Genomic DNA, 19370 nt, shown 5'->3' on the forward strand with positions numbered 1-19370 from the left:
TTCGCCGAGTGAATCTGTCGCCTTGAAAGAGAGTTCATTCTAACATGGGCGAAGACAACAGCCAGTGTTGCACTCGCAGTTCAGCACTTCCCGTAAAAATGGCTTGTGGCGGTACTGGTGGGAAGTAACTCGACGTCATCACCGCTTGTCCCTGATTGATAAAAATCTCTATGCTGCAACGATCACAAAGTAACTGTAATTGTTGCAGTTGACCGCGCCAGTAACGGAATTCCCGCAATCCGGTGCGCAGATTATTACGGCTTAAAATCAAGCATGCACCATCCCATTCCAACAGCAATGTATTGCCCAATTCGAGGGTAAAAGGCGCACTGACGTCGATTATCATTTCGGCGCTACCGATCGCAAGAGCAGGGGCTTCTTGGGCACGGCCTTGCCACTGCGTATGTTCACACCGCAGCGCGGCTAACTCACGGGCCGGTTGCTGAATCAGTTTGTCGCCATTAAGACTCAACTCGCGTGGGCAAGTCATGGTGTGGATCCAGCCATATTCCACTGTTGGTTGATAAAATTCATCTTCATCTGGAATGCCCATCCAGCCGAATAATAAGCGACGACCATCTGCGGCTAGCGTGGTTTGCGGCGCATAGAACTCAAAGCCAGCGTCCAACTCGTGGAATGCCTGATGATTGAAGGTGGTGTTGGCATAATCTAATTTGCCCAGTAAATAGCCGGCCTGAAAGGTATTACGATAGCGTTCAGCTTCGGCTGGTATACCCTGTGGGCAGAAAATCAAAACGTCTTTATCTGCCAGGGTAAACAGGTCGGGGCATTCCCACATATAGCCAAAAGGCCCCAGCCCCCCCAGACCAGAGCCAGCTATCTCACCGAGGTTATGCCATTCGCGTAAATCACCAGAGCGCAGCAGTAGCACCTTGCCTTGTAGTTGTTGGTCCTGAGCGCCTAACACCATGTACCACTGGCCGTCGTGCTGCCAGACTTTCGGGTCACGCACATGTCCGGTATAGCCAGCGGGCAATGGGAGCACTGGCCCTAACTTGTCGAACTCGCCCCGTTCATTTTCCTGTGCCAGACATTGGAATGCGGTACGGGAGCCATCGGGGTATTTCACATTTCCGGTGTAAATCAAGGTGATAAGGTCATCAGCAATCACCGCCGAACCGGAGTAACAACCATCACTTTCATAGGCTTCGCTTGGCACCAATGCCACTGGTTGATGTTCCCAATGCACTAAGTCAGTGCTGCGCCAGTGGCCCCAATATTTACTGCCGTGGCGGCAATCCAGCGGATTCCATTGATAAAACAGATGATAATAGCCAGCATGATAAATAAACCCATTGGGATCATTCAGCAACCCGACACAGGGAGCTAAGTGCCAGCCCGGCCGGTGTGGGTCTTGTAATGCGCGGCCCTGACCGCGCATCACTGCCAGCGTAAGATGTTTAAGCAAACTGGCTTCTTGCATTATTCGCTGTCCGTTTTGTATTTAAGTAGCAAGGAAATAATAAACGCAGCACCAAAGGCAATCACTAAACCAATCAGATAGTTAACAATCGAATTGCCTTGCACGATGGCGATGCCGGGGAGGCCGGTCAAGCCCACTGCGGTCATATTGACATGATTGGCCACCACCCACGCTCCGCCGAGTGCTCCGCCCGCCAGTGCTGCCAGGAAGGGTTTGATAAAGCGCAGGTTAATCCCGAAAATGGCGGCTTCAGTTATCCCCAGCATGGCGGAAAATGCCGAGGGGATCACAATGGCTTTAATTTTAGCATCGCGGGTTTTAAAGTAGACCGCCAGACAAGCCCCACCTTGCGCCACATTCGCCATCGACCAGATAGGCAGCAGGAAGTTAACGCCAATATTGGGATTACCCAATAAACCTGCTTCGATTGCATGGAAACTATGGTGAATACCGGTTATCACGATAACGGAATATAGCCCACCAAATAACAATCCAGCCAGCCAACCGGCATGGGTAATCAGGGTACTGAGTACCAGTGAAATACCATCACCCAGCACGCGCCCGGCAGGGCCAATAAACAGCAGTGCAACAAATCCGGTAATAATGACGGTTAAAAATGGCGTGAGAATCAAATCCAGCGCATCTGGGATAATCTTGTGCAGGCGCTTTTCTAATATACTCATAAACCATACGGCTAGCAGAACGGGGAATACTGTGCCCTGATAGCCAATCATCGCCACCTCCATCCCGAAGAAGTTCATGGTATGGAAACCGCCAGCCACTCCCCAGGCATTGGTCAGTGCCGGATGGGTCAGAATACCGCCCAGCGTGGCCCCCAGATAAGGGTTACCGCCAAACTCTTTGGCTGCGGTAAAACCAATCAAAATCGGCAAAATTATAAAAGCGGCGGAGCTGAACATATCCAGCATGATAAATAGCGCGCTGTTGGCATCGGCCCAGCCATAGGTTTTCACCATGCCGAGCAAACCCATTAACAAACCGGAGGCCACAATCGCTGGAATGATTGGCACAAAAATATTTGAGAGCAGTCGGGCAATGCGCTGGAATGGATTTAGCTTACGGGCAGCCGCATCGGCCGCTTCTGATTTAGTGGATTCGCTAATTCCCGCCACTTTAATAAATTCGGCGTAAACTTTATTCACCAGCCCGGTGCCGAAAATAATCTGCAATTGCCCTGCATTACTAAAACAGCCTTTAACGCCCTCGACTTTCTCTACCGCTGATTTTTGTACCAGCGAGTCATCAGCCAATACTAAACGCAAGCGTGTCGCGCAGTGCGCTGCGCTGACAATATTGTCTTTACCGCCGAGCAATGGGAGTAGAGCCTTTGCGGTCTCATTAATATTCATTATATCCCTCGCATATAAATTAGGTTACCCGCCGTGGCAGCCAATCCCTGCCGACGGCGGGGAATGATCAGAACCAGGTTTCCATCTGGATACCAAAGTTCCATTGACCGCCGGCGGCAAAATCATTTTTACCGAAGGCATCATCTTTGGCGTAATTATCCAGATCTTGACTCCAATCCATGTAGGTCGCGAAGACGCGTATTTCTGGGCGGCTGAAGAAGTTGCTGATATCGCCCGCTTTAAAGGTCGGGGCAAAGGTCAGTTTATAGAAACCGCCGCTGACTTTGTGATAATCCTTATACCCTTGCGGGTCGAGATTCATATATTGATAACTGCCTTCATATGCCAGAGCAAAGTTTTCGGTGATTTCCTGAATCAAGCGGGCGTTGAAGGTTACCCACTTATAACTATCGCCCTCGACATATCGGTCTTTACTTTGCTGTGCCAATATTGCGGGTGCCAGGCTCCAGTTTTTGCTCAGCGCGGTGGTGCCGTAAGAAGCCAGACGCCAGGTATCTGCGCCGCTGGTCAAGTTGCCATCGGAGCCAATAGATTTCACTTCAGCACCCAGGCCGTGGCCATATAACAAGGCTGTTTTAGATGTCCCCTCACGTAGCCCATAGAAACTGTCACCGTGATAGGCCACCATGCTGTGAATACCTTTATCTGCGGCGTTGGTATTCACGGTTTCACCGCTATTTTGGCGTGCCTCGTTGTCTTTGGCGCGCAGGCCACTCAGCATCCACTGGAATGAGCCATTATTATGGGTGGAGACATAGTTATTGGTGGTGAAAATATAGCTTTGAATATCGCTGTTAACATTCTCTATTTCGCCGTAATTACGGCCATATAGGGAGAAGTTACTCTTCAGGTTATCAGTCCATTTGATGTCATAAATACCGCCACCGGTACCGGCCAGGAATACCACGTCGGAATCCAGCCAATGAATATCAAAGTTATCGCGATCAAAGCGCTTACCGGCCCACAGGGTACTGTCTTTGAAAATACCATTGAAGCTGGGCAGGGTACCCAATTCGACGAAAGCCTGACGCACATTTAGGTCACTGCTGTCAGCTGTCCAGTCGTTATAACTACGTTGACCATCAGCCAGCATCACTTTGTAGCGAGTGGTCGCGCCATTATCCAGCTTCTGTTTTTTCTCCAAATTCACTTCAACATAGGTATCGGGTTCATTACCTAAACGGCCAATTGCCCCACCGGTACTGCCTGCCGGAGAAACATAAGGGCCACCTTGAGTGCCGGTACCGGAGGCGTTCATTAACAAACCGGAGCGTGCATAACCGTGGAACTCAAAACCATTGTCGCTTTGTGTTTTGCTTTCTAATTTCTCAGTGCGTTTGGCAACTTGAACGGTTTTTTCTTCTGCCTGAAGGGTACGAGCTTCGAGTTTTTGTGCTTGTTTTTCTGCAATTTCGGCGCGGGTTTCTGCATTTTTTGCCCGTTGTTCTGCTTGCTGCAATCGCTGCTCTAAAGCATTAAGGCGGGCTTCGATATCCACATTTGATGAGGCTGCTGAGGTGGAAGTCGCTGCACAAGAAAGAATAAGTCCTATTGATACAGCAAGATAGCTTGGTTTTATCATCATTTTATATCACTCGGTATGTGATTGATTGTATTTATGCTAAACAGCTAAACCGGTTTTTCATGGCTAACATACGGGCGATCAACTGGAATTAGCAAAATATTTTGCTAACCCGATTCAGCTATTGTGATCTGCACTGCAAATTGAGTGGTGTAGTGAGGTAAGTCGTGCTATGAAGGGGATGAATCAGTCAGCGTGAAGCCGTTAAGCGCATTGCCGTGAGCTGAGTGTTTAGCAAGGGTGGATGAGCAAGAGAGGAAACCGGATGCCAACGCAGGGCATCCGACAGGCGGGGCCGCGGTTAGTGGCTGTGTTGCAGAAAATGCGCCAATTCCTGCGCATTTGGTAGGGCGGTCATTGCCCCTTTGGCGCTGGTAGCCAGGGCACCGCAAGCTTGCGCTTGATCGATAGCCGCACTTAAATCCTGGCTTTGGTGCCAGTTGGGTTGTTGCGACAATGCTGTCAGCAACCCGGCAACAAATGCATCTCCGGCCCCGGTGGTGTCTATCGGGGTGATTTTCCGGCTGGCATATTTTTGCAACTTTCTACGGTTATGCACCCAAACCCCCTCTGCACCCAATGTCACCAGCAATAATTTACAGGAATAGTCCGCCATAACCTGCTCCATAGCTGTCGCGATATCCTGCTGCGGGCAGATAAAATCCAGTTCTTCCCGTGACAGTTTTACCACATCGGCTAACTGCAATGCTTGTCGCAGGCAGGGGAGTAACTCTGGCGGTTGACGCCAAATATCAGCACGAATATTGGGATCAAAACTAACCCAGCCTCCATCGGCTTTGATGCGGCGCATAGCCTCAAATGCGGTGCTGCGGCTGGGTTCCTGACTCAATGCAATGGAACACAGATGGAGCCATTGGTTAGGTTTAAATTCTGGTAAATCAGAAAGTTGCAGAAATAAATCAGCACTTGGCATTACCATGAATGTAAATGTGCGTTCGCCATGCTGATCCAAATCCACAACAACAGTTGAGGTTCGATGCTCTGCATCCAGCGTCATGGCACGAGTATCGACATTTTCCTGCTGTAAAACCTGCTGCATAAAACGGCCAAAGCTGTCTTGCCCAACCCGCCCAATAAATGCACTTTTACCTCCCAATCTGGCAATACCTACCGCGACATTAGCAGGTGCACCACCTGGACATTTAAGGTAACTATTTGAATCTTCAGGGACAAGGTCGATAACAGCATCGCCTAAAACCCAAACGGTATTCTCCATGATAAACCCCTACTCTCTTCAATTCTATTTGCTGCTAAAAGTAGAAGAATCGGTTTAGCAAAGCAATAAAATAATCCACAATCCGATAAAAACAGCGAATGGTACGATGAAAAAAGAATTTATCGATACGCCGCAGACAATGATTCAATTTCTCAAAAGATATGGATTATCATTAGCGTTCAATTTTTCCTAAAGGACATTTCATGCCCGGTCGCATTGTCAGCAGGTTTTTATCATTGGTCGCTATGTGTTTAGCAATAACGGCATCATTTTCTGTTTTAGCACAGCCGATTGTGGTGACAGATGTTGCTGGCCGGCAGGTGACATTAGCTCAACCTGCGTCACGAGTGATATTAGCGGATGCCAGGGCATTGATGGCATTGAACATTCTTCATCCACAAACACCGCTAAAAGGTATTATCGCCTGGGATAACTCACTGAAAGTGAAAGCGGCCGATCTGGTGGAGGCTTATGCTAAAAAATTCCCAGAAGTGAATAAGATCCCAATGTTTGATAACCCCTATGTCACTGATTTTAGTGTCGAACGGGCGGTATCAATGCAGCCAGACTTAATTATCTTTGATACTGGATTGCTGGCAAAACTCAAAGCCAGTGGTGTATTGGCGCAGTTGGATAAATCGGGCATTCCGGTACTGTTTATTGATTTCCGCCAGCAGCCGTTGACCAATACGGTTCCCAGTATGCAACTGCTCGGCAAAGTGTTTGGCGAAGAAAAAAATGCTCAAGATTTCATACAGTTCTATCAGCAACGACTTGATCTGGTTCGTCAACGAGTCGCCACTCTTAAACCTGAACAGCGCCCAAGTGTTTTTATTGAGCGCCACGCGGGTATGACGGGTGATGAATGTTGTTCGACTTTTGGTAAAGGCAGTTTTGGGCAATTCATTGCCGAGGCTGGTGGGAATAACATCGGCAGCCAACTGTTCCCGGAAATGGGCGGTGAGATTAACGTCGAGCAGCTCATTAGCAGCAACCCTGACTTTTATTTAATGACCGGTGCTGACTGGAGTCGAGGCCATAAGGGCTCAGTAGCCGTTCCTCTAGGCTATAACACTGATACCGCAACGGCACAGGCAAAGTTGACCCATCTAATGGGGCGAACTGGCATCAGTATATTGAAATCCGTGCAGGATAAGAAAGTGATGGCGGTTTATCACCAGTTTTATGATAGTCCGCTTAATGTGGTCGCTGTAGAAGCTATCGCCAAATTCCTTCATCCAGAATTATTTGCCGATTTGGATCCACAGGCGGATTTGGAAATGATTCATCAAAAGTATACTGCTATAGATTATAGCGGCGTGTTTTGGGGCACTGCCCTGCGCCCTTGACGCCGCAGCGTTGTTAGCGGCACTCACTCACCCGAATCACTTACTTATGTAAGCTCATCGGGATTTGTTCGTTTGCTGCTTGGCTGCAACGCCAATAGCTTTGGGCAGCCAAACAGCTGGCGCCCTTGACGCCGCAGCGTTGTAATGCTCGTTATTACATTAACTTACTTATTTTAAATGGTTTTCTATATATCAGATTGCTGATATCCCCATGTTTTACATGGGGGCTGGCTACTGATAACGTCAAATAAAGGGGAATCGTGCCGTAGGGGGCGTAGCAGCGTGAGCTGCTGGAGTGCCCCTGTGCGGTAACATCTTCACTCACAAAGCTATTAATATATTTGCCACCAATTTTTTATATCTTCATTTTGTATCGATTAATGAAAATTAATCTGTCTGTTTGCGGCAAAATTGATTTACTTGGGAAATGTAATCATTAAGATTAGCGTTTCTAAAAAATTACAATCAGACACAATTCCTTTCGCAATAGGCCCAAAATGTTAACGTTTTCCCGTTTGTCTCTGTTGGCCGCCTCCGTCGCGCTGGCATTACCCGCTTTTGCCGCAGAGAAATCCTCTCCGCCAGTGACTGATAACTCTGCCGAAACTAACACGAATAAAAGTGACACACTCTCAGTGGTCGGTAACTGGCTTGATAATACGGATAACAGCACGGTTGTGTTGAATCACCCCGGTGCACGCACTATCGTTACCCAGCAACGTATTCACGAAAAGGGTGCTCAGACAGTGGGGGATTCACTACGTGGTATTCCTGGTGTTCAAGTGCGTGAAAGTAATGGCACGGGCGGCAGTGATATTTCGCTCAATGTGGGGGTTCGCGGCTTAACCTCTCGCTTATCTCCGCGCTCAACTATCTTGATGGACGGTATCCCGCTAGCAGTAGCACCTTATGGACAGCCACAGCTATCAATGGCTCCACTTTCTATTGGTAACCTGCAATCTATCGATGTGATTCGTGGTGGCGGAGCAGTACGCTATGGGCCGCAAAACGTAGGCGGAATCATCAATTTTAATACCAAGGCTATTCCGGAAGACTTCAGTGGTGCCGTTAGCGCACAGACGCAAGGTGCTAGTCATGGCGGTTTAAAAACCTTGAGCAGCGCATCATTAGGCGGTACGGCTGATAATGGTTTTGGCGCGGCATTGCTCTATTCAGGTCTGCATGGTCAAGGGTATCGTGACAATAACGACAATACTGATATCGATGATTTTATGCTGAAAACCCGTTATCAGTTCACCGAACATGACGAATTGCAGGCCAATTTTCATTATTATGAAGCACATGCTGGCATGCCGGGTGGGTTAACCAGTGCACAATATGCCCAGAATCCTTTCCAGTCGACCCGCCCTTATGACCAGTTTGATGGGCGTCGCCGTGATATGTCATTCAAATATATCCACCAGGAAGATGATCGCCAGTTTGAGTTGCTGACATATTTCACCAAAAGTTTCCGTGGCAGCAATATTGAATCTGAAGGGAGCGGTGCTAACCTCGGTCAGAGACGCATGGTGGCTTACCCGCGTAATTACACCACTTATGCCATTGAACCCAGCTATTCGCAGTTGTTTAGAATGGGCAGTAGCTCCCATGAGGTTACTGTTGGTTACCGCTATCTGAATGAAACCATGGATGAGAAAGCCTATCGCTCCCCTTGGTATAACCCTGCGACAGTGACTTCAATGCCCGCCACACCACAGTATTATCAGCACACATCAGGCGGAACCGAAGCGCATGCCGTCTATATCGATGATGCTATCAATGTGTCTGACTGGACCATCACACCCGGGCTGCGTTATGAGAATATCCGCACCAATGTAGATGATTCTTTTGCCAATACTCGACGTGAACAGCACTACAGTGAGCCGCTACCTTCACTTAATGTGATGTATCATATGTCCGATGAATGGAAGCTGTTTGCCAATGCCAACACTTCCTTTGGCAGCATGCAATATTTCCAGCTCAGCAAAGGTGGTAATGGTAATGCACCGGCACCGGGCTTGACAGCTGAAAAAGCACATAGCTATGAAATCGGTACTCGTTTTGATGACACGGTAATGACCGGTGAATTGACCCTGTTCTATATTGATTTCGATAATCAGCTGCAATACATCAGTAATGATATTGGCTGGACAAATCTGGGAGCGACAACTCATAAAGGTGTGGAGTTGGCATTCAGTTATGATTTAAGTGAATTCAATTCAGCACTGAATGGGGTAAGTGTTTACTCCAGCTACACCTATACCAAAGCAACCACCAAAAGTGGTGATTTCGCCGGTAAGGACTTACCGTTCTATTCACGTCAGGTTTATACCGTGGGTACCCGTTATGAAACCGGTAATTGGGTCTGGAACTTGGATAGTTATGCACAATCTCAGCAACAGTCACCGGGTTCTGGCCCGCAGTATATGACGACGGAGAGTGCCGATGGCCAGTTTGGTACTATTCCGGGCTACATGGTTTGGAATACCCGCGCTGAATATAATTTCGGACCAGCCTGGTCAAATCTAACATTGGGCGCAGGGGTAAAAAACCTGTTTGATCAACGCTATTTCACGCGTTCCAATGATAACAACGCAGGTAAGTATGTCGGTGAACCACGAACCTTCTTTGTGCAGGGGTCAGTTGCCTTCTAAATTAGCCGTTTAAGATAAGCTCGGTAAGTGAGTCATTTGCCGGGCTTAGGTAGTTTTTGCTCACTCCGTTTTGTACTCATTTCCATTGAATTACCTATGTTGAATATCAATGATAATCATTATTTATATTGTCTCATGTGAATAATACTCTCAGATTGACTTCAGCAGCAAGGTAACTTGCCTTGGCTGATAAGCAGGCATTTAGACGAAAATAATAGAGTAAGTTATCATTCAAAAAACTAATTTTTTCTTAACCAGAGAATTAGAGCGATTATCTAAAATAGATGTTTTATACCAACAGGTGAGCCAGTGATTTATTTTTGTATATGCAATAACATGGTTTAATAATAGTATAAAGGTAAAATGTAATACCGCAGTATTAAGCTCAACCATTTATGAGAGAATAAATGATTGAGCTTAATGGTTAGTCATTTTATCAGGGTGAAGATTCAATCTTTGATAATTTATCTTCGGCAAACGCAACTTTATTCCGCCCGTCTTTTTTAGCACGATAAAGTGCTTCATCCGCAGCTTTGAGTGAAGAGGCCAAGTCATAGGGTTGTAAGGGGGAAATCCCGGCACTTAGCGTGACAGTCGTTGATACCTTATGATTGAAAACATGTGGAATATCAAGCCCTAACACGCGCTGCCGGACACGTTCTGCTAACTGACTTGCATACTCTTCACTGACATGTGTCAGCAACACTAAAAACTCTTCGCCGCCGTAGCGCACCACGATATCCCGTGAGCGCACAGCATCACGAATTGCGGCCGCAACGCGCACTAAGGCTTGGTCTCCCATAGTATGACCATAGTTATCGTTATAGGCTTTAAAATGGTCGATATCGAGCAGCAGCACATAATGGTTGCCAGGAGACTGCGCTAATAATGTCTCAAGTTTATTCTCCAACCCACGGCGATTATATAAACTGGTTAGTGGGTCTATCATGCTTAAATCACTGAACTTTTCCCTTTCATTATAAAGACGTGCAACAAGTTTGCGGGTGAAGTCGTCACTGCGACGCAGCATCAAATGATGTAAAGAGAAACCAATCAGGGGCAACATAATCGTAAATATGATGCGGAAAATATTTTGAAAATCGTCCAAAAAAATAACAGTGAGTGCTGCGGGGGCAGTATGCAAACAAAAGGCAAGAAAGTTATCAGACAGAGCAATTGTGCTGATAAAGAAAATGGTGAACAAGCTGAGTAATAAGTAATTGTTTTCATTTGTGCCCAGGTATTCATATTTAAGAATAATTTGCCAGGCCCAGAGAATCCCCATGATAATTGAAAATAAATTCAATTTATCTACATAATTCTTCGAAATAAAAATAAAATACGCCGCAACACTGAGACTGATAACCATGATCATGACGAGCGGTAATGTCACTGCTGGCACTTCGGGGGAAGGTAATATCATACTGAAAATAGCGGACGCTGCATTAAGAAATAGAAAAAGCAGTAAAGAGAGCCGATGCTTACTTTTCAGAAGCTGATCGTAGGAGTGGCTATTCATATTCAATTCACTCTGCATAATGGCGCGCTGTCAGTAGAAAAATAAACAATATCCTCATGAAGCCCTTTTATTTAGGCATCACGATAAATAGTTCTTTAAAGTAATTATTTTTGTTTGAAGCGTTTTAACATGGCTTTAGGAATTTTCTTAATCAAAATTACCATTTTTGTTTCAGCCTGTCATCATGATGTCGATCAACTAATCAATTTACTCATCTAAATCTGATATATCGATGGTATCAATGGCTCTGGGCCAGCCAAATCGCCCGCTTTCTCACTGCAACTTCATGATGCAGATTTTTATATAGTGGTATATGATATTGGTTATCATTATCATCTGAGTGAGCCGTCACTATGATTACAGCCAGATTTTCAGCTTACCGTTTATGGGGGATAAGTGGTTTATTGAGCCGTGGGATGTCCAGTGGCTGGGGGATGTTGCTGCCTTTTACTTTGCTACCGGTGTTGGGGTGGGCTGATATCACTGTGGGCCAGTTGCGAGTATTGATTGTGGTCGCGATGCTGGCGACGGTAAGTATGTTATATCATGCACGGTTGCGGCACTTTCTGTTACTACCATCTTGTCTGGCACTTTTGGCGGGTATGGTCGCAGTATTGATGCACTATTGATTTTACGTGATGGTACCGGTATGCATTAATACAATTGAGTTATAACAGAGGGGAGATATTGATATTAGAAATCATCGTGGTGCGAAGGGAGGGACTTGAACCCTCACGTCCGTAAGAACACTAACACCTGAAGCTAGCGCGTCTACCAATTCCGCCACCATCGCCCAAATGATTTCTTACTATCTACTATCTTGAAGTGAGTAAAACTTCGGATTTATATCACCAGCTTGGTGCGAAGGGAGGGACTTGAACCCTCACGTCCGTAAGAACACTAACACCTGAAGCTAGCGCGTCTACCAATTCCGCCACCATCGCATGTGCTGTGCAATATAAATCTGTACTACGGAGGCGAATTCTAGAGATTTTCGCGGTCAGGTCAATAGTTATTTCCCCTAAGCGGGACGTTTGCTGTAAAAAGCATCATATGTTGATCAATTGATTTAATTACTGAAGTTTTCTTTATTTTATGTTCTGTTCCCTGGCTCATCTGATTCGGGTGGGTAATGGGCGAATAGTTCAATTAGCCAATCAATGAGCACTCTCACTCTGGGTGCTAAAAAACGGCCCGGAGGGTACATAATAAATAGCGGCATCACTGGCGGCGGTATGTGAGAGAGCACCTCAATCAATTCGCCTTGTGCTAATTGGCCCTGAATTCCGGCGGTAGGCACCTGAATCAATCCCAAACCCGCCATACCAGCAGCAATATAAGCATCTGCACCACTGACACTCAAAATACTGGGTAAAACCCGATTTTCAATTTTTCCCTGGCAAACAAATTCCAACGGGTAATCGCGATGGTTTAACTGGGAGAAATAGCCTACGGATTGATGGCCTGCCAAGTCATCCAACGACATTGGAATACCGTATTTTTCCAAGTAAGCCGGCGATGCGCAGGTGATTTGTGGTTGCTGACCAATATTTCGTGCGGCTAATTGCTCGTCGTGTGGTAACCAGGCTCGTAACACACAATCAACGCCTTCACGTAACAGGTCGATGGTGCTGTCATTCGCGCCGAGAATCAATGTGATATGAGGGTAGCGCTGATAGAAGTCACGCAAGGCGGGGATGACCACATTGCGTGCCAGTGAATGTGGCATATCAATGCGTACCTTTCCTTCCGGTTGCAACCGCTGGTGGCTAAACAGCGAATCGGCCTCTTCAAATGCCGACAATAATTGCAGGCAACGGTGATAATACAGTGTGCCTTCGGCGGTGATATTCACTTGTCGGGTGGTGCGCACCAATAAGCGCACACCTAACCGTTGTTCTAATCGCTTTAAAGTGTGGCTGACCGTGGCCCGAGGTAATTGTAGTTTTTCGGCCGCGCGGCTGAAACTGCCCAACTCAACAATACGGACGAATATTTGCATAGCTTGTATCTGGTCCATAATCGTGTCCGCCCATTGTTGGTGTTTTTTGAATAGTGATGAGTAATTTGCATTATTTATCTTTCCTCGTGAAACAACCACACTTTCTTCCGACATCACTAATCGGGAGTATCGCAATGCAACAACGTCAATTAGGTTCGAATGGCCCGCAGGTTTCTGCATTAGGCCTTGGCTGCATGGGAATGAGTGATTTCTACTCCACTAATCAGGACGTTAACGAGTCTATTGCGACTCTACATCGGGCGTTGGAGTTAGGCGTCACGCTGCTGGATACCGCGGATATGTATGGCCCATTTACCAATGAAGAGTTAGTAGGGCGGGCGATTAAGGGCAAACGTGATCAGGTCTTTTTAGCGACTAAGTTCGGTATTGTGCGTGACCCCACTGATCCCAGGGTACGCGGTGTGAGCAGCCGTCCTGATTATATCCGCCAGTCGGTTGATGGCAGCCTTAAGCGCTTGGGTGTTGATGTCATTGATCTTTATTACCAGCATCGAGGTGATCCGAGTGTGCCGGTGGAAGATGTCATCGGGACTTTGGCTGATTTGGTCACCGCCGGTAAAATTCGCTATATCGGCTTGAGTGAAGTATCGGCAGCAACATTAGAAAAAGCCCATCAGGTGCACCCGATTACTGCGGTGCAGAGTGAATACTCACTGTGGACGCGAGATGTGGAAACTTCCGTCCTGACAACCTGCCAACGATTAGGTGTCGGGTTTGTGGCCTATAGCCCATTAGGACGCGGTTTCTTGACCGGGGCGATACGCAGCCCGAATGACCTGGCTGCTGATGATTTTCGCCGTAATAATCCACGTTTTCAGGGCGATAACTTTGCCCTGAATCTGGCGCTGGCCGATACAGTAACAAAAATGGCGCAGAATAAAGGGGTTAAACCTTCCCAATTAGCTTTAGCTTGGGTGCTGGCGCAGGGGGAATATATTGTGCCAATCCCAGGAACTAAGCGTCGTACTTATTTGGAAGAGAATCTGGCGGCATTAGATGTGGTGCTTAGCGCGCAGGAGTTGGCTACGCTGGATGCGGTATTCCCATTCCATGCCGCAGCAGGTGAACGCTACGGCGCGGAAGGGATGGTTTATCTTAACGCTTAATATTAGTGACTGATAATATTAACGTTTTTTCTTAGGATCCCGTGGCGGACGCCCGACAGTTGCCTGATAGACCTTAAAACGGCCATTCTGCGCCAGCACTTCATGGCTGCCAAAGGCGGCATCCAGCAGCGCAGGATAAGGTAGGAAGGAGTTCGCCACGATACGCAATTTGCCACCCACATGTAGGTGCGCAGTAGCACCTCGGATCAGCATTTCAGCCGCAGTTAGACTGGTTTGAATCCCATCATGGAACGGTGGGTTAGAAATAATCATCTCGAAGCGGCCTTTAATGTCAGAGTAGACATTGCTGGCAATCACTTGCGCCTCGATATTATTTGCCGCCAATGTTGCCCGGCTGGCTTCAATTGCCGCGGCGCTCACATCACTCAAGGTCCATTTGATTTTTGGCGATTGTTGCGCCAAAACACAGGCCAGTACACCAGCGCCACAACCGACATCCAGCACACTGCCTTTAAACGGCTCACTGAAAGTGGAGAGCAACAGATGGCTACCAGAATCCAGCGCATCGCGGCTGAATACACCTGGCAGGGTTTTTACGATCACATCACCCACCTGATAGCTTTCCCACCAGGCATTGGCATCAAATTCCGGCTGTTTATCCAGGCGACCGTGATAGAGGCCGCAACGGCGGGCGCTATCAATTTTGGTTAATTGCGCAAACCCTGACAGCATTTCTTCTGCACTGCGCACACCACTGCGATTCTCACCCACCACAAAAACATCACAACCGACGGGCAGCAAAGACAGCAGATTGGCCAGTTGGAACTGGGCTTCTTGTTTGCTTTTTGGCCAGTAATAAACCAGCGTATCGCAGGCGGCGACGGTTTCAGGTGTTGCCACAAGACCGAATTGAACATTCTCGTCCAGCGTATTGCTCAGTAATTGCCAGTGGTGATATTGATTGGTGTGAACCCGTATCCCGGCTGCATCAAATTGCGCTGGCAGCGCATCTTGTAAATCACCGGCAAACAACACGTGGCGGGCTATAAATTCATCACTATGGCGCAGTATCACTTCACTGGCTGGGGTTAATGCAGACATCAGTCTTTGGCTCCTTAAGAATATGATCGGGGATTATAGAGGTTTGTTGGCGCATGTTCGATGGGTTTGCTAGCATAGCGTCGAAATACGGGTCGCTTTGACAGGAAAGGGCATGGCATCAAGACGAGACTTACTGTTACAACAGCTGGGTATTACGCAGTGGACATTGCGCCGCCCGGCCGTTTTGCAAGGTGAAATTGCCATACGTTTACCCGACGATACCCGCCTGTTAATTGTCGCAGACCCGCTTCCTGAGCAGGATGACCCGTTGTTGTGTGATGTGTTGCGCTGCCTTGGGCTAAATCCGCATCAGGCCTATGCGCTGACGCCGGATCAGGTGGCAATGTTACCCGAAGAGACACAGTGCAACAGTTGGCGATTGGGCATCAGTGAACCGCTTGCGGTTGCGGGTGCGCAGTTATACAGCCCGGCCCTGACCGGACTTTATCAAGACGCGAGCGCTAAGCGCGCACTTTGGCAGCAGATTTGTCATCATGAAGCAGATTTCTATCCTGACGCCAGCCGATCTGGCCACAGCGTACCAAATTGAACAAGCCAGCCATGCTTTCCCGTGGACGGAAAAAACCTTAGCCAGCAATCAAGGCGAGCGCTACCTCAATTTCAAGCTGAATATTGGGGAACAAATGGCCGGTTTTGCCATTACCCAAATTGTATTGGATGAAGCGACGTTATTTAATATTGCTATTGATCCACAGTATCAGCGCCAAGGGTGTGGCCGTTTACTGCTTGAGCATGTCATTACAGAATTGGAAAAACGCCAGAACGTCACGCTTTGGCTGGAAGTTCGCGCCTCAAATGCGCGTGCAATCGCGTTGTACGAAAGCCTGGGGTTCAACGAAGTTTCTGTGCGGCGCAATTACTACCCGAGTGCGGATGGGCGTGAGGATGCCATTATGATGGCATTACCGATGGGGTAGTACCTTTTTGCCGATTATCTGTCTCGAATAACGACAGTTTGTCTTGAAAAAATTGTCTATCCCGCATAAATCAGGGAAAATACCGCGCTATAACCACTTATACCCAAAAGTGATAGGAATCGCTGCTGATAACGCGGTTTTTCAAGTAAAAGGGTATAGCGCCATAATCAATGCCTTGCTTTGCTTGGGCCTTGCATCAATCGGATGTGAGGCCCAGAGCAGGGCGGCCTAAAAGTAGAAATTTCAAATTATGTCTCCAAGTGAATACGCACTGGAAGTCGCGAAAAGACGTACTTTCGCGATAATTTCCCACCCCGATGCCGGTAAAACCACCATTACCGAAAAAGTGTTGCTGTTCGGGAACGCCATTCAGACCGCCGGTACAGTAAAAGGCCGTGGCTCAAGCCACCATGCCAAATCTGACTGGATGGAAATGGAAAAGCAACGCGGTATCTCCATCACTACTTCGGTGATGCAGTTTCCCTATGGTGGTTGCCTGGTTAACTTGCTCGATACCCCTGGGCATGAAGACTTCTCCGAAGATACTTACCGAACACTGACCGCCGTTGACTGCTGTTTGATGGTGATTGATGCGGCGAAAGGGGTCGAAGATCGCACCCGTAAGCTGATGGAAGTGACCCGTCTGCGTGATACGCCGATCCTGACCTTTATGAACAAATTGGACCGCGATATTCGTGATCCGATGGAAGTGCTGGATGAGGTGGAACGTGAGCTGAAAATTGCTTGTTCACCCATTACCTGGCCGATTGGCTGCGGTAAGTTGTTTAAAGGGGTTTACCACCTTTATAAGGATGAAACTTACCTGTATCAGACCGGTAAAGGTCACACCATTCAGGAAGTGCGTATTGTTAAAGGGCTGAACAACCCGGATCTGGATGTTGCTGTAGGGGAAGATCTGGCTAAACAGTTCCGCCAAGAGTTGGAACTGGTTCAGGGAGCATCGCATGAGTTCGATCATGATGCTTTCTTGTCGGGTGATTTAACCCCGGTATTCTTTGGTACCGCGCTGGGGAACTTTGGTGTCGACCATATGCTGGATGGTTTGGTTGAGTGGGCGCCTGCGCCAATGCCACGTCAAACCGACACTCGCGAAGTGGTGGCAGCTGAAGAGAAATTCACCGGTTTTGTCTTTAAGATTCAGGCCAATATGGACCCGAAACACCGTGACCGTGTCGCTTTCTTGCGAGTGGTTTCTGGTCGTTTTGAAAAAGGCATGAAACTGCGTCAGGTGCGTACCAAAAAAGATGTGGTGATTTCAGATGCACTGACCTTTATGGCCGGTGACCGTTCCCACCTCGAAGAAGCCTATGCCGGGGATATTATCGGTCTGCACAACCACGGGACTATTCAGATTGGTGATACCTTCACTCAAGGTGAAGATATGAAGTTCACCGGTATTCCGAACTTTGCACCTGAATTGTTCCGCCGTATTCGCCTGCGTGACCCATTGAAACAGAAACAGTTGCTCAAAGGCTTGGTTCAGTTGTCAGAAGAGGGCGCAGTGCAAGTATTCCGGCCACTGACCAACAACGATCTGATTGTTGGGGCTGTCGGTGTTCTACAGTTTGAAGTGGTATCTTCACGGCTGAAAAGCGAATACAACGTCGAAGCGGTGTATGAATCCGTTAACGTCTCAACTGCGCGTTGGGTTGAATGTGACGATGTGAAGAAATTCGAAGAGTTTAAACGCAAGAATGAGGTTAACCTGGCACTGGATGGTGGTGATAATTTGAGCTATATCGCCCCTACGATGGTCAATCTCAATATTACACAAGAGCGTTACCCGGAAGTGCGTTTCCGTAAAACTCGCGAACATTAATCAAGCCGCAAGCCGCATTCTATCGGGGCACTCAGTGCTCCGATTCATTAATTTTCCTCATTATTTTCTCTCTAAGATTACTCCTACTTAATGATAATATTCCGAATTTAGTCCTATTCCGACTGTTATTCTTCTGAAATGCTCTATCTTTATAGATACCAGCGGGATTGACCGGCATCAACTTTGGCTTAGTTAACCTGCAATAATCGTAAAGTATTCATCAAATGCCCACCCATATAAGGTGGCGTAAGGATCCGAAAGCTGGGGTGTGACTCCTGTTCTGGATTCAAAACAAAAAAGGAAGAAATCGATGACAAACACAAAATTTGCCCGTTCAATGATGGCTGTTGTTTTAGGTACCGCACTGGTGAGTGGCAGCGTATTTGCTGAAGAGACTATGCTCAATAAAGCCGACAACGTGGTAGACAGCACCGGTGCGAAGCTCGATAGCTCCATGAAGAAAGTTGATAATTATATGGGTGATAGCGCTGCAACGGCTAAAGTAAAAAGCGCGTTGTTAGAAGAGAAAACCCTTAAAAGCACTGATATCTCAGTCGAAACCAACCATGGTGTTGTCACACTGACTGGTTTTGTGACGTCTCAGGCCGAAGCCGAAACTGCGGTTGATATTGCCAAAAATGTTGAAGGCGTAAAATCTGTTAGCGACAAACTGCATGTAAAAGACCAGAAATCACAATCAGTTAGTGAATACGCTGGTGATGCGGCAACCACCAGTTCAATTAAAGCCAAATTACTGGCTGATGACATCGTACCGTCACGTAAGATTAAAGTAGAAACCACTGATGGCGTGGTGCAGTTATCCGGTAATGTTGAAAATAAAGCTCAGGCCGAACGTGCCGAAAGTATTGCTAAAGCCGTTAATGGCGTAAAAAGCGTTAAAAACGACCTCAGTATCAAGCCTTAATTATTATACGGCTGATGGGTATTTCGTGGGGCCACAATATAACCTGCGAAATACCCTTTAATAAGTCTGTCAGCCAAATAATTCATCCAATATATCCAAAATAATACGACTTCTGTCAGATACGCTACTGTTAAATAGACAGAAGAGTTAAAGAGTGATTTTTGAACGCGAGTTTACATACCCTAAATCATTCGAGTTGCAGGAAGGCGGCAAGCGAGTGAGTCCCGATGAGCTTACATTGGTAAGTGATTCGGGTGATAGAGTGCAGCTAACACACCTGTAGCTTGAAGTATGAAGGGT

Annotated in this window: 15 protein-coding genes and 2 tRNA genes; 8 read left to right on the forward strand and 9 right to left on the reverse strand. The window is 47.3% G+C overall.

Features of this window, described 5'->3' with window-relative positions; genetic code table 11:
• Window positions 1-34 precede the first annotated feature (34 nt).
• From FGL26_RS18860 to cscK, 4 genes are all read right to left on the reverse strand, one after another.
• Window positions 35-1444 carry a glycoside hydrolase family 32 protein gene (locus FGL26_RS18860; RefSeq protein ID WP_005166877.1) on the reverse strand — a complete coding sequence of 470 codons (1410 nt, stop codon included), beginning with the start codon at window positions 1442-1444 and terminating at the stop codon, window positions 35-37.
• Window positions 1444-2814, reverse strand: coding sequence for a sucrose-specific PTS transporter subunit IIBC (locus FGL26_RS18865; protein ID WP_005166879.1), 1371 nt, complete (start codon window positions 2812-2814; stop codon window positions 1444-1446). The genes FGL26_RS18860 and FGL26_RS18865 overlap by 1 nt, the downstream gene beginning before the upstream one ends.
• A 67-nt stretch (window positions 2815-2881) precedes the next feature.
• Complete coding sequence (locus tag FGL26_RS18870) at window positions 2882-4420, reverse strand: carbohydrate porin (protein WP_011815508.1); 1539 nt, start codon at window positions 4418-4420, stop codon at window positions 2882-2884.
• Between the two features lie 298 nt (window positions 4421-4718).
• Entirely contained in the window at window positions 4719-5654 is a 936-nt protein-coding gene (cscK, locus tag FGL26_RS18875) for a fructokinase (RefSeq protein ID WP_005166884.1), read from the reverse strand.
• A 203-nt stretch (window positions 5655-5857) separates the two neighbouring features.
• Between cscK and FGL26_RS18880 the strand changes: the two genes are divergently transcribed.
• Window positions 5858-7003: an ABC transporter substrate-binding protein gene (locus FGL26_RS18880; protein ID WP_005166886.1), complete on the forward strand. Its 1146-nt coding sequence runs from the start codon at window positions 5858-5860 to the stop codon at window positions 7001-7003.
• 497 nt (window positions 7004-7500) lie between these two features.
• The gene (locus FGL26_RS18885; RefSeq protein ID WP_005166888.1) at window positions 7501-9657 is read left to right on the forward strand and encodes a TonB-dependent receptor family protein; all 2157 of its coding nucleotides are present in this window, start codon (window positions 7501-7503) and stop codon (window positions 9655-9657) included.
• 436 nt (window positions 9658-10093) lie between these two features.
• Here FGL26_RS18885 and FGL26_RS18890 read toward each other — a convergent pair whose 3' ends face one another.
• Window positions 10094-11194, reverse strand: a complete 1101-nt coding sequence (locus FGL26_RS18890; protein WP_005166890.1) for a GGDEF domain-containing protein — start codon at window positions 11192-11194, stop codon at window positions 10094-10096.
• Window positions 11195-11529: 335 nt separating this feature from the next.
• Here FGL26_RS18890 and FGL26_RS18895 point away from each other — a divergent pair, with 335 nt between their 5' ends.
• The gene (locus tag FGL26_RS18895) at window positions 11530-11805 is read left to right on the forward strand and encodes a DUF1435 domain-containing protein (RefSeq protein ID WP_005166892.1); all 276 of its coding nucleotides are present in this window, start codon (window positions 11530-11532) and stop codon (window positions 11803-11805) included.
• Between the two features lie 77 nt (window positions 11806-11882).
• Here FGL26_RS18895 and FGL26_RS18900 read toward each other — a convergent pair.
• From FGL26_RS18900 to FGL26_RS18910, 3 genes are all read right to left on the reverse strand, one after another.
• Window positions 11883-11969: transfer RNA gene (locus FGL26_RS18900), tRNA-Leu, on the reverse strand.
• 64 nt (window positions 11970-12033) lie between these two features.
• Window positions 12034-12120, reverse strand: a tRNA-Leu gene (locus FGL26_RS18905).
• A 149-nt stretch (window positions 12121-12269) separates the two neighbouring features.
• The gene (locus FGL26_RS18910) at window positions 12270-13196 is read right to left on the reverse strand and encodes a LysR family transcriptional regulator (RefSeq protein ID WP_005166894.1); all 927 of its coding nucleotides are present in this window, start codon (window positions 13194-13196) and stop codon (window positions 12270-12272) included.
• A 116-nt stretch (window positions 13197-13312) separates the two neighbouring features.
• Between FGL26_RS18910 and FGL26_RS18915 the strand changes: the two genes are divergently transcribed.
• Window positions 13313-14305, forward strand: a complete 993-nt coding sequence (locus FGL26_RS18915; RefSeq protein ID WP_011815513.1) for an aldo/keto reductase — start codon at window positions 13313-13315, stop codon at window positions 14303-14305.
• An 18-nt stretch (window positions 14306-14323) separates the two neighbouring features.
• Here the strand turns inward: FGL26_RS18915 and rsmC are convergent, their stop codons facing one another.
• A complete protein-coding gene (gene rsmC, locus FGL26_RS18920) occupies window positions 14324-15367 on the reverse strand; it encodes a 16S rRNA (guanine(1207)-N(2))-methyltransferase RsmC (RefSeq protein WP_005166899.1) in 1044 nt (347 codons plus the stop codon).
• Between the two features lie 112 nt (window positions 15368-15479).
• On the opposite strand from rsmC, the gene FGL26_RS18925 reads away from it, so the two are divergent.
• The 4 genes from FGL26_RS18925 to osmY all read left to right on the forward strand — a co-directional run bounded on the left by FGL26_RS18925 (window position 15480) and on the right by osmY (window position 19070).
• On the forward strand, window positions 15480-15917 hold the full coding sequence (locus FGL26_RS18925; RefSeq protein ID WP_005166902.1) for a DNA polymerase III subunit psi: 438 nt from the start codon (window positions 15480-15482) through the stop codon (window positions 15915-15917).
• Window positions 15862-16305 (forward strand): ribosomal protein S18-alanine N-acetyltransferase, encoded by a 444-nt coding sequence (rimI, locus tag FGL26_RS18930; RefSeq protein ID WP_005166903.1) that lies wholly within the window; start codon window positions 15862-15864, stop codon window positions 16303-16305. The genes FGL26_RS18925 and rimI overlap by 56 nt, the downstream gene beginning before the upstream one ends.
• A 250-nt stretch (window positions 16306-16555) precedes the next feature.
• Complete coding sequence (gene prfC, locus FGL26_RS18935) at window positions 16556-18145, forward strand: peptide chain release factor 3 (protein ID WP_005166905.1); 1590 nt, start codon at window positions 16556-16558, stop codon at window positions 18143-18145.
• A 310-nt stretch (window positions 18146-18455) separates the two neighbouring features.
• The gene (gene osmY / locus FGL26_RS18940; protein ID WP_005166907.1) at window positions 18456-19070 is read left to right on the forward strand and encodes a molecular chaperone OsmY; all 615 of its coding nucleotides are present in this window, start codon (window positions 18456-18458) and stop codon (window positions 19068-19070) included.
• The last annotated feature ends 300 nt before the right edge of the window (window positions 19071-19370 follow it).

Origin of the sequence: Yersinia enterocolitica subsp. enterocolitica, from assembly GCF_901472495.1 — a bacterium.
Classification (GTDB): Bacteria; Pseudomonadota; Gammaproteobacteria; order Enterobacterales; family Enterobacteriaceae; genus Yersinia; species Yersinia enterocolitica.